17 protein-coding genes are annotated in these 13,799 nt (G+C 32.1%); 4 read left to right on the top strand and 13 right to left on the bottom strand.

Annotated elements, in window-relative coordinates:
* Positions 1-173: 173 nt before the first annotated feature.
* A complete protein-coding gene (locus tag Q0876_RS14035; RefSeq protein ID WP_299228954.1) occupies positions 174-566 on the bottom strand; it encodes a helix-turn-helix domain-containing protein in 393 nt (130 codons plus the stop codon).
* Between the two features lie 106 nt (positions 567-672).
* Between Q0876_RS14035 and Q0876_RS14030 the strand changes: the two genes are divergently transcribed.
* From Q0876_RS14030 to Q0876_RS14020, 3 genes are all read left to right on the top strand, one after another.
* Positions 673-1,254 carry an NAD(P)H-dependent oxidoreductase gene (locus Q0876_RS14030; protein ID WP_299228951.1) on the top strand — a complete coding sequence of 194 codons (582 nt, stop codon included), beginning with the start codon at positions 673-675 and terminating at the stop codon, positions 1,252-1,254.
* Between the two features lie 72 nt (positions 1,255-1,326).
* Positions 1,327-2,340: a bestrophin family protein gene (locus Q0876_RS14025; RefSeq protein WP_299228948.1), complete on the top strand. Its 1,014-nt coding sequence runs from the start codon at positions 1,327-1,329 to the stop codon at positions 2,338-2,340.
* 7 nt (positions 2,341-2,347) lie between these two features.
* Positions 2,348-2,866, top strand: coding sequence for a peroxiredoxin-like family protein (locus tag Q0876_RS14020; protein WP_299228945.1), 519 nt, complete (start codon positions 2,348-2,350; stop codon positions 2,864-2,866).
* 133 nt (positions 2,867-2,999) lie between these two features.
* Here Q0876_RS14020 and Q0876_RS14015 read toward each other — a convergent pair whose 3' ends face one another.
* The 8 genes from Q0876_RS14015 to Q0876_RS13980 form a co-directional block, all read right to left on the bottom strand.
* A complete protein-coding gene (locus Q0876_RS14015; protein WP_299228942.1) occupies positions 3,000-3,446 on the bottom strand; it encodes an HAD domain-containing protein in 447 nt (148 codons plus the stop codon).
* A 203-nt stretch (positions 3,447-3,649) separates the two neighbouring features.
* Entirely contained in the window at positions 3,650-4,318 is a 669-nt protein-coding gene (locus Q0876_RS14010; protein WP_299228939.1) for a hypothetical protein, read from the bottom strand.
* Between the two features lie 477 nt (positions 4,319-4,795).
* Positions 4,796-5,185, bottom strand: a complete 390-nt coding sequence (locus Q0876_RS14005; RefSeq protein ID WP_299228936.1) for a hypothetical protein — start codon at positions 5,183-5,185, stop codon at positions 4,796-4,798.
* Positions 5,186-5,419: 234 nt separating this feature from the next.
* Positions 5,420-6,034: a hypothetical protein gene (locus Q0876_RS14000; RefSeq protein WP_299228933.1), complete on the bottom strand. Its 615-nt coding sequence runs from the start codon at positions 6,032-6,034 to the stop codon at positions 5,420-5,422.
* A 254-nt stretch (positions 6,035-6,288) separates the two neighbouring features.
* A complete protein-coding gene (locus tag Q0876_RS13995; protein WP_299228930.1) occupies positions 6,289-6,858 on the bottom strand; it encodes an RDD family protein in 570 nt (189 codons plus the stop codon).
* Positions 6,859-7,055: 197 nt separating this feature from the next.
* A complete protein-coding gene (locus Q0876_RS13990) occupies positions 7,056-7,550 on the bottom strand; it encodes a hypothetical protein (protein ID WP_299228927.1) in 495 nt (164 codons plus the stop codon).
* Positions 7,551-7,552: 2 nt separating this feature from the next.
* On the bottom strand, positions 7,553-8,014 hold the full coding sequence (locus Q0876_RS13985) for a DUF5063 domain-containing protein (RefSeq protein WP_299228924.1): 462 nt from the start codon (positions 8,012-8,014) through the stop codon (positions 7,553-7,555).
* A 162-nt stretch (positions 8,015-8,176) separates the two neighbouring features.
* Entirely contained in the window at positions 8,177-8,932 is a 756-nt protein-coding gene (locus Q0876_RS13980; protein WP_299228921.1) for a cytochrome c oxidase assembly factor Coa1 family protein, read from the bottom strand.
* Between the two features lie 667 nt (positions 8,933-9,599).
* On the opposite strand from Q0876_RS13980, the gene Q0876_RS13975 reads away from it, so the two are divergent.
* Entirely contained in the window at positions 9,600-10,781 is a 1,182-nt protein-coding gene (locus tag Q0876_RS13975) for a hypothetical protein (RefSeq protein WP_299228918.1), read from the top strand.
* Between the two features lie 166 nt (positions 10,782-10,947).
* On the opposite strand, the gene Q0876_RS13970 is transcribed toward Q0876_RS13975, so the two are convergent.
* From Q0876_RS13970 to Q0876_RS13955, 4 genes are all read right to left on the bottom strand, one after another.
* Positions 10,948-11,859, bottom strand: a complete 912-nt coding sequence (locus tag Q0876_RS13970; protein WP_299228915.1) for an Abi-alpha family protein — start codon at positions 11,857-11,859, stop codon at positions 10,948-10,950.
* Positions 11,860-12,027: 168 nt separating this feature from the next.
* On the bottom strand, positions 12,028-12,384 hold the full coding sequence (locus Q0876_RS13965) for a hypothetical protein (RefSeq protein ID WP_299228912.1): 357 nt from the start codon (positions 12,382-12,384) through the stop codon (positions 12,028-12,030).
* A 706-nt stretch (positions 12,385-13,090) separates the two neighbouring features.
* Positions 13,091-13,477 (bottom strand): hypothetical protein, encoded by a 387-nt coding sequence (locus tag Q0876_RS13960; RefSeq protein ID WP_299228910.1) that lies wholly within the window; start codon positions 13,475-13,477, stop codon positions 13,091-13,093.
* Positions 13,467-13,766, bottom strand: coding sequence for a hypothetical protein (locus Q0876_RS13955; RefSeq protein ID WP_299228908.1), 300 nt, complete (start codon positions 13,764-13,766; stop codon positions 13,467-13,469). Before Q0876_RS13955 ends, Q0876_RS13960 begins: the two co-directional genes overlap by 11 nt.
* Positions 13,767-13,799: the final 33 nt, after the last annotated feature.

The following is a 13,799-nucleotide window of genomic DNA, read 5'->3' as shown; positions in this document are numbered from 1 at the left end:
ATACATTTACTTTAAGATGCAATGACAGCGAAGCTGCGCATATTAAAGTTCGCCTTTGGCGAATGTATTCCATCGGTATTGTATATGAAAAGTAGCGGATTCTACTCACTAATTTTTCAGTTTTACAATGACCTCTAATTTATTCATTTTGCTTCTATTAAGCGATTAAACCGCTATTTTTTATATACGTTGTTGTACGCTGGCTTTTCTTTTTCGATAATTCTACATTCTTCAAATTCTATTTCTGGATATGCATTGTTTGCCCATTCACTCAAATTCTTAAGAACAGGCATTAGTCCAATAGATTTGTCAGTCAAAGAGTACTCAACCCTTGGCGGAATTTCCGCAAAAGATTCTCTTAAGAGCAATCCGTCACTTTCAAGTTCTTTCAGTTGATTGGTCAGCACTTTTTTTGAAATTGTTGGTATAAGTGCATTTAACATTCCAAACCGCATTGAACCGTTAGATAATAAATATAAAATAATCGGTTTCCATTTGTTCCCAATAATGTTCATTGTGTGAACTAGTGAACAAGCATTAGGATTGTCAATATATTTTCTTGCCATTAGTTACTTTTTGGTTACCACAAATTACTCGCAATTTGGTTCTAATAGTTTCTATAACAAACTATAATTAGTTTCTTTGTGAAACAAATGTAATTAAAAATTTAGAATGAAGAACGTATTTATTATAAATGGTCATCAAAAGTATCCATTTTCAGAAGGTAGGTTAAATGCTAGTTTAACTGAAAAGGCAGAAAAGTACTTTCTAAAAAAAGGGTATGGAGTCCGAAAAACAACAATGGAAGATAATTATCAAGTCAATCAGGAAATCGAAAAATTCAAATGGGCTGACGTTGTCTTTTTTCAAACACCTTTAAACTGGATGGGAGTAAGCTGGTCTTTCAAGAAATACATTGATGAAGTGTTTTCTATGGGAATGATGGGAGAAATGTCTGACGGAGATGGTAGAAGAAGAGAGCAACCAAAAAAGAACTACGGATTAGGTGGTAAGTTAAATGGGAGATATATGATGTCTGTTACTGCTAATGCACCTAAAGAGGCATTTAATAATCCAAATGAATCATTTTTTGATGGTATGAGTGAGGATGACCTCTTAAAGCCAATGCACTTAAACTTTAAATGGTTTGGATTTGAGGCTATGCCGACTTTCATGGCTTATGATGTAATGAAGAATCCTGAAATTGAAAATGATTTTAAACGCTTTGAAGAGCATTTAAAAAAGCACTTCTAGTCCATGTATACAAAGAGAAATTATTCTATCAAGGTGATGGTTCTGTGGACACGCAGATACATCTATAAATTTTTGATTATAGCAACTGTCCCAACCATCCTTTATGCTGTTTTAGATTGGAAGTTTTTAAACTTACCATGGTTGCCCATTGCTTTAGTAGGTAGTGCTTTAGCATTTATAGTTAGTTTTAAAAATAATGCTTCATACGACAGATTATGGGAAGCAAGAAAAGTTTGGGGTGGAATTGTGAACACATCTCGCTCTTTTGCTATGATGGTCAATGATTTTATTGTAAATCAGATTAAAGAAAATGGGCTATCTGATATAGAACTATTCAAAATTAGAAAAACCATAATTATGAGGCATATAGCTTGGATGACTTCGCTTCGTCACGCTTTAAGAAAACCGAAATCATGGGAAATGTCTACTATCAATTCATCTGATAAAGAATATATGAAGGATGTTGAAATAAGCGAAAGGAAGTTTACACTTAAAGAAGAATTAGAAGGTTATCTGTCAGATAATGAAATACAGCATGTACTAAAACAGCAAAATAAGCAAGGAGCATGTTTGAATTTGCAATCAACTAATTTGCGAGAGTTAAAAGAGAAAAATCTTATTTGGGAATTCGCCCATTTAGAAATGGAATCTTTACTAGTCGAGATGTTTACACTACAAGGAAAAGTTGAGCGAATTAAAAACTTTCCCTATCCAAGACAATTTGCCACGCTCAACTTATTCTTTGTTTGGATTTTTATTCTTTTACTTCCATTTGGAGTAATGCCTGTTTTTGATGAAATAGGACGAGGCATCATTGAGCAATATGGTTCAAACAATCTTGTAATCGAATTTATAGGTACACAATTTGTTTGGTTGGCAATTCCCTTTAGCGTCATTATTTCTTGGATATTTTTTACAATGGAACGAATAGGAGAGGTGTCTGAAAACCCTTTTGAGGGTATTGCCAATGATACACCAATAACAAGTATTTCTAGAGCTATAGAAATAGATATCCGACAGATGATAATGGATGACCCAAGCACAATTCCGTCACCAATAAAAGAACAGAAAAATATTTTAATGTAAAAAAATTATGAATAGACCAACACCAAAACATTCAGCACCAGATTTATCGTTCCCATTATTAAATGGAAACCAATGGAAATTAGATGAACAAAAGCCAGAGAACTTTACATTGGTAGTATTCTATAGAGGCTTACATTGTCCATTATGTAAAAAGTATCTACAACAGTTACAAGAACTATTGCCACAATTCAAAGAAAGAGGTGTAAATGTAGTTGCTGTAAGTATGGACACTGAAAAAAGAGCTAGACTTTCTCGACAAAAGTGGGAATTACCGAGTCTTGCCTTGGGTTATGAATTATCCGAAAAGTCGGCAAGGGAATGGGGATTATACTTAAGTGCAGGTGTAAAGGATGGTGAACCTAATATGTTTAGTGAACCAGGTCTTTTTTTGGTTGACAATAATAACAAGGTTTATTATTCTGCAACCAATAGTAATCCTTGGGGAAGACCATATTTAGCCTCATTTGTAAAAGCTGTAGATTATATAGTCCAGTCGGGTTATCCTGCAAGAGGTGAGATGCTTTAGTTCAGCTTGCGTACAACGTGTTCGTGTATGGCTTCGTTGCGTTTGCACTAAGTTAGCAAATAATGAGAAACCCATTGTTCAGAAGCGACAGAAATTCCGATAGGAATTTCCGAGCAATGAACTATACACGTTGTTAGCTACTGTTTGTTTTATCAATTGCTTCTTTCAATTTCTCTGAATTAAATCCTTTTGTTAATTCAGTTAAAATCAAACTTTCTTTTATTTTACTTTTCAATCCATTTAATGATTTGTCGTCATCAATAATCAGAAAGTCAGACGCTTTAAATTCCGTTATAAATTTTTGAATTTCCTCTTTTCGATTTCTACAATCAGCGTATTCTGGTAAAAATCCAACGATATCTTTTTTTATTCCACGATTTTTAAAAATCAGATTAAATTCATTCATAGTTTTCACAGTTCGACGAGTTGAGCTCAACCAAATATCAAATTCTGCAAGAGTGAGAAGTCTGTTAAGATTTTCAACACAAGATTCATTAAATTCAGAATATCCATCCGAGTGAATTCGGTCGGCTTTCCAAGATGGATTCGTTATTAGAACTCCATCTAAATCTAATATCAAAAGTTTGTTGTTTCTCAAATTGTAGCTAACGTGTTTGTGTATGGTTAGTTGCGGAATTGCAGCTCGCGTGTGCGGCTGAAGCTCCGAGGAAAGACGCGAGCTGTTAGGCTCTAATTTTTCCGATAGACAAGATAGTAATTTGTAGGAGACTTTCCTTGTCTTAACCAACTTAGCAATTAATTATACACGTTGTTAGCTACAGTTTATATTCTTGTTCTGATCATGAAATCTAAAACACCTTGATACATAATTTCTATTTGTCTTTGATCATAAAAATCGTATTCACCATGTGCTGCCTTGTTTCTAATTCCAAGCCAGGCTGTGACCTGTTTTTGATCAAGAGGTGAATAAGCTCCACTTTTAGTAATTTCAGAATTAAGTAAATCAGCCTTTTTAGGCTTTGGATTTTCTTTTTTATCCAAGAAAGTTAATTCAATATTATTTTTTGTTGCTAATTGACGAAGATGTTCCTCAAGTACACTTCCAATCATAACTGCAGATGCATCTTTATATTTTTCATCGAGCAAGTATTTTGCCATTTCCATAAAATCAGAAAAAATTTCTGCAGATATTATGTCTTTCATATTAAAAAGCCAGTCTTCATCAATTGCTTCCTTAATTGACTGAAGAATTGAAATTGCACCTTCAGCATTTCCTAGTTTATTACTATTTAGAGTTTCTAGTAGATTTATGTAGTAAGTGTCATTTTCGCCTAATAACCTTCTAACATAGGATAGTGAAGATGATTTAAATCCAGAAAAAAAGCCTAATTCAGAATAATATTCGTAACCACTAGTAAAATTATTTTTAGTAGCTAAATTCCCTTTTTCAATTAACTTATCTATATCTCTTTTGATTTTATCTTTATTCATCTTCAAAATTGTAGCTAACGTGTTCGTGTATGATTTGTGCGATTGAGAATCCGCAGGATTTTCCATCGTAGCAAATCAGTTGCTTAAAGATATACAATTTAAATGAAGTTGTAAGTTAGCATTGATTATACACGATGTTACATGATGTTGCTGCGTTAAGGTAGTATTACGTTACACCATAAGAGCGCTAGGAATAGGCGAGAAGGAGCAATCACATTTAGCCATAAGAAGCTCACGTAATGCTATTAGAGTAAGCAGATAAAGCCTCAAACAAGCTAACATAAAGCGAGGATGAGTAAACAGACAAAGTGAGTTTGAGTAAGAAAGCAGTAATGACTTGTAACGGTCTCGTATAACCGTCAGTTACGGGTTAATATGCGTTAATTTTCGGTTTGGCAAAGACGTTAGCAATTCCGAGTGGATTCGGACGTAGTCGAATCCGCCGTAATTGCGGTTATACATTGTTGTAGCACGTTTTTATATTTCATCAATTAATTCCGATTCAATTTTTGGATTGTTCTTTACAAAACTTTTCAATTCAGAAATAGATTTTCCTGCGATAGTGTCAGAATCCGTATTTTCAATTCGCTTCAACATTGTAATTGTCATATGGGATGGTTTGTCCATCAAAGAGTCATACAGTTTCTGTTCGTATTCCAATGTTTCAAGTCCGTGCAATATTGTCCAAAAAACTCCAGCGCCATCATCAGTCGGATTTTTTTCAAAGACTCCAAAAAGAACATCAATTCCGATTTCTGGCTTTCCGCTTTCCCACAATTCAGTCACTAATTCGTCTAATCGCAACCAATTTCCGTCATCACTTTTATATGACTCAATGTCCGATATTATTTCTTTTACTTGACGCATTTCTCAAATGTGCTACAACGTATTTGTGTATGGTTAGTTGCGGTTTGAGCCTTGCGACAGTTTTAGCTTTTGCCGAGTCAGCCGACTTAAGGAGGTAGGCAAAAACAGCGCTAGCAGGAGCGAGGCTTTCTCGCAAATTTTCCGTTGTCTAAAGATATAAATATTATTTAGAAATTTTAATGCAGTTCATTGTTTAGCAATGAACTATACACGTTGTTGCCACATGTATTTTTTTCAGAGGGTGTTTTCGTATTCGAAAGTTGAAAAGTCTTTAAACAATAAAATGTTCTTATTATCATTCCAATAATTATCAATTATCTTAAATTCACCTTTTGGAAAACTAATTAAATCTCCTGCTTTAAGAATTACTTTTCCACCATATTCGCAAACACAAAGTTTTCCTTTTACAGTCGTGGCATAAACAGTTACTTTTTCTTTATAATTATTTTTCCATTTTTTATTTATTATCTGTATTTGCTTTCTGTTATCTTTTACTAATTTTCTTAAGTCAGTCAAATATTCGCTATAATTTTCTGCGAATTTAAATTCCGTTCCCGTTGTCATTGTGAATGGATATGAAACTTTACCCAAACAGCAAGATTCCAATTGTTCACTTCCATAAAATTCGTTTAGAAAAAGAGAATAAATTTTAGGTTCTTTATATTCATCTACTTTTTCATATTTTTCTAATTCCGCAATCCAATAGTAAGTATAAATAGTGTTTTTGTGTTGACCTTTGTTACTTTTCGATTCAAAAGTCAGGACTACAAATTCCTTTTCAGTTGGATTTTGAGTAAATCCGTTGAATGAAATTAGAAGTAGAATTATTAAAATTATCGCATTTTTCAATTTAAAAACAGATTTTTTTATATGTGTGGCAACGTATTCGTGTATGGTTTGTTGCGGAATTCAGCCGAAGCTCATTTTGAGCGAGGATGAGCCAGTCTGTGACTGGCGAAAATTCCGTTGGAGGAAAAGGAGCAAGGCTGTGCCTTGTAAATTTTCCAATGAACTAAATATACAAAAAATGAGTTCAACTCTTCCACTTATACACTTGCGTAGCAATGAATTATACACGTTGTTGCCCACAGTATTTATTCGTGCTATTTACAGTCAAATAATACATAAGTTTTTCCAAATCTGTCGTGTAATGACCTTTGAGTTTTTGTTTGGTCAGTTAGCAATACTATTATGTCAATAACGATAATTAGAAAACTAAAATTACTTATCCAACTTTGTATTGGATATTCAACTGCTAAACCTTGAGCAAATTCAAAAATTTGAGAGTATTCCGCAAGATTTGGATTGTTAAACGCTAAATAATAAATTGGAACGAAAAATATTGTTGGAAAAATCAGAATGATGCTCCGAATCAAAGATTGTTTGAAATCAATTTGATTATAATTTTGGTCAGTAACTTTAAGTTTAAAAATCATTTTTCCGAAAGTCGCTTCATATTTACTTTCCATGAAAGGCTTATAAAAAATTGTAACGATTGCTATTAGCAAATAAATCAGAAAGCTTTTGAAATTCGCGATATTGATTGCGTTTATGATGAGAGTAAATGCTCCGACTATAATTCCATCGAGAATATAAGCTCCAGCTCTGCTCCAAAAAGTAGCATATTCAACCTGTTTTTCAGTTTGGTTTTCAGCGTTAATTATTTCCGCCATAGTTTTTCAATATTGTGGGCAACGAGTTCGTGTATGGTTTGTTGCGGAAATGCAGCGCACGTGTGCGGCTGGATTTCCGAGGAAAAACGTGCGCTGTTGGCACAATTTTTCCGTTGTTTAAATATAGTGATTTTATTTAAGGATTTTATAGATGTTCATTGCAGAGCCATGAACTATACACGTTGTTGTAACACGTTTTATTCAGATTTTAGAATTTTCTCAATAATGTTTTCTAATTTCTCAATAATCTCTTGTGACTCTTTGTACTTTTGACGATGACTAGTTGGTGTAATTGAAAGTTCTTTGTGCTTACCAGATCTCGTAATTATTTGAATTACTATTTTTAGTCCATCAACCAAATCTTCATCATCTGTAACATCAATTCCATGAGCCATAGCATTTCGCCAACTTTTAAAGCTCTCTACTTCTTTTAAAACTTCCTTTAACTCTTTTATGTAAGTCTCATTATTAATTAAAGGGATTAATCCACGCGTAATTTCAATTTTGTCTTGGAAGTTCAAACCATCTCTTAATAACATTAACCTTTTGAAATCATTTATTCTAGTTTGAGGAACTTCAAAAAATTCTGCTATGAGATTATTTAGTAGAGTTTCCATCCACAATGCAGAGTGAGTCAATTCACCAGTTACAATAGCATCAAAATCTTCAATATCTAGATCTTCGTATTCCATTATTATCCTTTTAAGTCCTTTGCATATTTTAAAAAATTGACTAAATGCTGTTCTGAATGATGCTTCATTGAAAAATTAAATTGCCACAAACCGTTTGCAAGACTTTGGTTTTCAATAATCCATTTCACTTCCATCATATCTTTTATAATATCCAGTAAATCGTCAATTGCGTCTCCAGTATTTACCTCCGCATCTTGAATTATTTTATGAGAATCCCAAACTGAATGATACCAGCCAAACTTTGGGAAGTTTTCTTTTACGTTTTGTAAAATGAAAGCTGAATTAAAATTTCTCGTATCATCGTCATAATTTTTGTTATCTAGTTCTGTATTTTCCAAACTAAGATATTCAGAATATAAGTCTGTCAGCAATTTGCAGATTATTAGTTCTTTGTTTTCTACTTTAACATTTGGTTTCTCACCAAATTCAGTAATTCTATCTAAAAGCTCTATTAGTTTGCTCAATGTTTTTTGGTTTGGTCAAATGTGTTACAACGTATTTGTGTATGGTTTGTTGCGTTATCACTAAGATAGCAAATAAAGAGAAGCCCATAGTTCAGAAGCGACAGAAATTCCGATAGGAATTTCCGAGCAATGAACTATACACGTTGTTAGCACCTGTATCTATTAATCAATTGCTAATAGTTTCCATTCCTCGTTTGGGAATTTTGTCAAATAAATATTAACGTTCATATCTTTATCATTACCAATAACTTTTATTTCAAAGTTGGCTTCTCCAAATCCATCATGCATACTAATACTGCCATTAGGAAATAATTCATATTCTTTAATCCCACCAACTTCATCGATTATATTTTGATTTTTTTCTATCTGAACTATGGCAGCCTTATAGGCATCTGAGCTTTTCATTGAAGTAAAAACAAAAATAAAAATGAACATAAAATAGGTGATTCCAACTCCAGCCAATGCAAAAACTCTGGGTAAAACTTTTAGTTTTTTAGAACTTTTGAGGACAGTTGTTTTAGCAATTTTATCACCAAATCGCCTCTTTTCTTGATTAGTCAAAAGGCCAAATAACTCAATCGGCCAAATAATTATCAATAAATTGCGAATAAATAACCTTCCTAATGATGGAACTTCATTATAATTATTTATATCGCGAACCATAATTCCCATTATCCATTTTCCTAGACTAACACCTTTTATAGAATCCTTTAAAAAGTATAGTAAAAATCCGAATAGTATAGTTGGAACTAAGCTTAAAAGGTTACTAGGATTATTCTCATCAATATAACTTGTCCCAAGTGATAAAAATGATATTGTAACTATTAAGAATAAAATAGAAGTATGGTCAATAAGAAATGCTACAATTCTTCTTTTTCTACTTGAAATTAAGAGTTTGTTTTCGAAAGTTTGATCCATAATTATTCTTGGCCGATATTGGTGCTAACGTGTTTGTGTATGATTTCGTTGCGAAATCATTTACTAAAGTTAGTAAAAAAGAAACCAACAAATATTGTTCTGCTAATTTTTCCGCTGGAAAAATTCAGCAGCAATGAATTATACACATTGTTACCTAATGTTACGACAGATTCGAGTAATCACATTTAGTTTTGCCGTCACTGTTCAGAACAATTATTTTGACAAAAGCTAAACTATAGTTTTGCTTTTAACGGTTTAAATTGCAAAAAGTGTTTGTAAAACGCTTTGAAGCTTCAAACATAAGCGTTTTTAATTTCGCAAACTTGCTCAAAAGTCCGCCAGAGTAAAAATCCGCGTCTGAGTTAGTTTCCACGTGCGAGTAAAATTCCGAGTTCGAGTAAACAAACTATTCAGAGCTTGAGTGGCAAACAAATCCACGTCTGAGTGAGTTCAAATTCAGAGTTTGAGTAAGTTCGGAGTAATTTTAGGTAACGTGTTCGTGTATGGTTTGTGGTGTTTGAGAACTAAGTTAGCAAAAAGGTAGGGAAGTGGTATTGTATTTCGTTAGAAATCCTCGAACATTCTTTAAACACTATTAACTATACACGTTGTTGTAACACGTTTATTATTATGATTTTGTATTTTTAACATTTTATATCAATAGTATATGAGATTATTTCTTTTAATAATGACTCTAATCATATTTACCTCTTGTTCAAGTAGTGATTCAAGTTCAGAGCCATGTACCAATCCAGATGGAATATACGAAGGTAATTTGCAATTTAGAAGTCAAGGCGAGTTAAATAACTTTGATTGGACTTGTTATTCAAGCATTAATGGAACCCTTCAAATAGGACCAGACTACCCTTCAATGTCTAATCCAATTACTGATTTAACAGGCTTAAGTCAACTTGAATATGTTAATGCTATGGATATTTTTAGTAATTCTTCGCTTTCAAGTTTAAGTGGCTTAGAAGACATAATAATTGAAGATTTATTTATATCCCATAACCCTAACTTAAACTCATTAGTTGGGCTTGGCACCATTACAGGTTCTCTAGCGATACGAGTATCTCCTGGATTAGAATCTTTAATTGGTCTAGAAAACGTAACAAATCTTTATTCGTTAGATGTTACATTTAATGAGAACTTAACATCTTTAGCAGGTCTTGATAATTTAAATAATGTATCTCACGGTATATTTATTAATGAAAATGAGAGTTTACTTTCTTTGAATGGACTAAACAATTTAGGGTCAGTTAAAATTATGGATTTGAACAATAATGAAAATCTAGCAACTATAAATTCATTAAGCAATTTAACAACTATTTCTGGTATTGGATCATATTTCTTAATACGTGGAAATCATAGTTCTCTTGCTAGTTTACAAGGATTGGAAAATATTGAAACTGTTGATGAATTAACTATAGAGAATACAACATCCTTGACGAATTTGATAGGTATTTGTAGTTTAAATGCTATTCAAGGAAATTTAAGTATTGTCAATAATGAAGGATTAATAAATTTAGAGGGTTTATCAGGTACAGAATTAAATGGAAATTTAACTATTATTGGTAATGATAACTTAAACTCTATATCGAGTTTATCAGGTCTAATAAGTACTAAGCGAATTGATATATGGAATACTGCACTCACTACACTAGATGGTCTTGAAGATTTAATATTGGTTGATGGACCTATACAAATACAAGTCAATTCAGTATTAACCGATTTCTGTGCATTAAATGCTTTGTTCAGTAGTGGAACAATAAATGGCACTTTTGGCACTACTAATAATGCTTTTAATCCTACTCAAAGTATGATGGAATCTGGGAACTGTAGTAATTAACCTTTTTAGGTTTTTCCCTCAAATGTGTTACAACGTGTTTGTGTATGATTTCGTTGCGTGTTTCAGCAACTAAATTAGTAAACTAAAACGAACCAGAGGAAATTCCGAAGGAATTTCCAAGTAGGCTAATACTAGCAATGAATTATACACGGTGTTGTGTGTAGTTTTATTCTTTTATTTTACACACGTTTATAAACATCTCTCCGAGTTCAGTCAATACATACTCTTCATCTGATTCAATTTCAATTTCAACATCAACATTAGTATATTGAGTTGAACCACTTCCATAATAAGAATCATTTTCATATGGAATTTCTAGTGTTTGAGGATGAGCATAAGGTATTTGCACGAACCTTATTAATCCAAGTCTTATAAGGTTAGAAATTTCAAATTCTTTTAATTCTTCTTCAGGAATAGTTTGAGATTCATTTATTCTATAATTAAAAACATTTTCTTTTCGGTCAAGAACCTTTATGTCGTTCTTAAGTTTATCCTTGCTTCTTTCTAATTCCCAAGTTTCTGGATTCCAACCTTTGTTTTCGCTCTTTTCTTTAATTTTAGTTATTTTCTCGTCTAATTTTAAAACTTCTTTTTGTATGTTTTCTAAAATTGCAGGTTTACTTTCTAAAAATAATTTTAGTTCCTCTTTTAATTTAGTCTGTCTAACGATTTTGTAATCAAATACATCTTCTAAAAAAGCGAATTCATTTGAGGAAATTTGACTTAAAATATATGGAAATACGTGATTTTCAATATTTTGTTCAGAATCAACCATATTTGTCAATAATATAGCCCATTTGTCTTGTAATTCTTCATCTTCTTCTAATGAAGAATAATCTAGTAGAGGACAAAGTAATTTTAAAGATATAGTTTTAGGATTTACATTATACTTTTCACAATAAGACTTTGCCTTATTTAGCATTTTTACTTGATTCTTGAATTTCCATAACGTAACTTTATCCTTTAATAGTAGTCCAGTTTCTTCAACAGCAGGAATTATCAACTTATCCAAGAAGTTTTTTGCTAAATCAATTCCTTTTTCAATTGCTGTAGAGGATATGTCAATTTTATTACCCATTTAATAAATTTATTAGGTGGTCACAAATTACACACAACGTGTTCGTGTATGGTTTCGTTGCGTCTGCACTAAGATAGCAAATAGGAGCGAACCCATTGTTCAGAAGCGACAGAAATTCCGAAAGGAGTTTCCGAGCAATGAACTATACACGTTGTTGGCTGTAGTAGTTTATTCAGTTTTCTTTAAATTATTCTTAAACAATTGAATTTCATCATAATCTTTAATTCCAAGGATGTTGATTAATCTCAAGAGAGGAATTTTTCCCTTTAAGTGATAACCTATTAAAATATCTTTATTAATTAATAAATCATTTTCATTTTGTACTTGGAAATGACTTATTACTTTTTTTCCATTCTTAAGATTTAATTCAATTCGATTGTTAGTTCCATTAGATTTATCGCTATCCAAAGTAACAGTACTAACATGAATTTGGTTTCCAATATGATCCGTTTGATATATTTCAATATTATCTATTTCTTCAAGAAGATAATCTTTTGAACTAATTGAAATTCTGTCGTTTTCCATTTTAAGAACACCGTTGAATTTACCATTTAATTTTTGTGTTGTAAACAAACTCTTTATCAAAAAGAAAATGAATAAAATACATAAGAATATTCCAATTAGTTTATTAGATAAACCGAAATAATATTCAATCTCGTCTGAGAAGTAGATATACAAAAGAACTATTCCACAGATTATAAAAGTAGTGGGAATTGTAATTTTATTTGATTTTTGAAAAACCCTAAATGTTTTCATCTATTACTGCCAACGTATTCGTGTATGATTTGTGCGACCTATAATCCGCAGGATTTAAGGTTGTAACAAATCAGATGATTAAATATAAGATTTTAAATTGAAGTATGAGTTTAGCATTTATTATACACGTTGTTATATGCTGTTGTGAAAATCAGAGTAATCACGTGTTGCCATAATGAGGCTAGGAAAAGGCGAGTAAGAGTAATCACATTGAGCCGAAAGTAGCTCAGTTACTAACTCTTGAGTAATCACGTAATATCGCAAACGAGCTAACATAAAGCGATTATGAGTAAGCACATAAAGTGAGTTTGAGTAAGAATTGAGCAATTGCATATAACGTGTTTGTGTATGGCTAGTTGCGTTGGCAAGAACTAAGTTAGCAAAAAAGAAACTAACCAATAGGAAAATCCGCAGGATTTTCCGAGTACACACAAACCAAGCAATTGGTTATACACGTTGTTGTAGCACGTTTTTTTTAGTTCAGTTTTTCATTTTCCAACTCAGAAAACTTTTGTTTATCATTCGGTACAATGTCAGTCAATTCAAACCGATTTTTGTCTAATTTATCAAAATCAACTTGACTTAAATACAAGTCAACTACTTTTCGGTCAATCATTATTTTTCCACCACCAGCCCAATGTCTGTCAGTTCCGTTTTTCTTAATTCCAGAAATCCAATATTCGTCTCCATTCTCTAAATCGTAGTAGTTTCCCGCAATTCCTTGAGCATTAGAGTTTTTAAGAGCTTTTCCATTAAAATAGACAGTTCTGCCTGATTTTGAGAATTCAGCTATTCCAATCCAAGCAGGTCCATTATCTCCAAATCCGCTTTTTAATTCAATATATTTTAATTCAGGTTTCATTTTTCGAGTATATTTTTCCGATTGATAGATTTGGATTCCAATTTCTCAAATCATCGATTTCTTGTTCATTTGGACTTTCAATCATAACTCCAACATTAGGTTTTCCCTTAATAACCCTCATTCCTGCGTCAATCCCTTTTATTTTTCGTTCTAATATTTGTCCATTAAAGTTAAATTTGATAAAATCTCCTGTCATAAATTCGCCATCCAAAATATTTCCAGAGAATACAATTCCTCTTCCAGTAATTCTAAAAGTATCGTGAATTTGATATGTTGCAATATGTTTCATCAAATGTGCTACAACTCGTTATATAAAGATAAA

Origin of the sequence: uncultured Psychroserpens sp., from assembly GCF_947503375.1 — a bacterium.
Taxonomy (GTDB): Bacteria; Bacteroidota; Bacteroidia; order Flavobacteriales; family Flavobacteriaceae; genus Psychroserpens.
Note: the sequence above shows the minus strand (reverse complement) of the source record. Positions and strands in the feature narration are given on the sequence as shown.

Coding starts and splice junctions, on each gene's coding strand:
- Q0876_RS14030 (WP_299228951.1), top strand. CDS start 673: ATGAAGAACGTATTTATTATAAATGGTCATCAAAAGTATCCATTTTCA.
- Q0876_RS14035 (WP_299228954.1), bottom strand. CDS start 566: ATGGCAAGAAAATATATTGACAATCCTAATGCTTGTTCACTAGTTCAC.
- Q0876_RS13955 (WP_299228908.1), bottom strand. CDS start 13,766: ATGAAACATATTGCAACATATCAAATTCACGATACTTTTAGAATTACT.
- Q0876_RS13965 (WP_299228912.1), bottom strand. CDS start 12,384: ATGGAAAACGACAGAATTTCAATTAGTTCAAAAGATTATCTTCTTGAA.
- Q0876_RS13975 (WP_299228918.1), top strand. CDS start 9,600: ATGAGATTATTTCTTTTAATAATGACTCTAATCATATTTACCTCTTGT.
- Q0876_RS14020 (WP_299228945.1), top strand. CDS start 2,348: ATGAATAGACCAACACCAAAACATTCAGCACCAGATTTATCGTTCCCA.
- Q0876_RS13980 (WP_299228921.1), bottom strand. CDS start 8,932: ATGGATCAAACTTTCGAAAACAAACTCTTAATTTCAAGTAGAAAAAGA.
- Q0876_RS13990 (WP_299228927.1), bottom strand. CDS start 7,550: ATGGAATACGAAGATCTAGATATTGAAGATTTTGATGCTATTGTAACT.
- Q0876_RS14010 (WP_299228939.1), bottom strand. CDS start 4,318: ATGAATAAAGATAAAATCAAAAGAGATATAGATAAGTTAATTGAAAAA.
- Q0876_RS13970 (WP_299228915.1), bottom strand. CDS start 11,859: ATGGGTAATAAAATTGACATATCCTCTACAGCAATTGAAAAAGGAATT.
- Q0876_RS13995 (WP_299228930.1), bottom strand. CDS start 6,858: ATGGCGGAAATAATTAACGCTGAAAACCAAACTGAAAAACAGGTTGAA.
- Q0876_RS13960 (WP_299228910.1), bottom strand. CDS start 13,477: ATGAAACCTGAATTAAAATATATTGAATTAAAAAGCGGATTTGGAGAT.
- Q0876_RS14005 (WP_299228936.1), bottom strand. CDS start 5,185: ATGCGTCAAGTAAAAGAAATAATATCGGACATTGAGTCATATAAAAGT.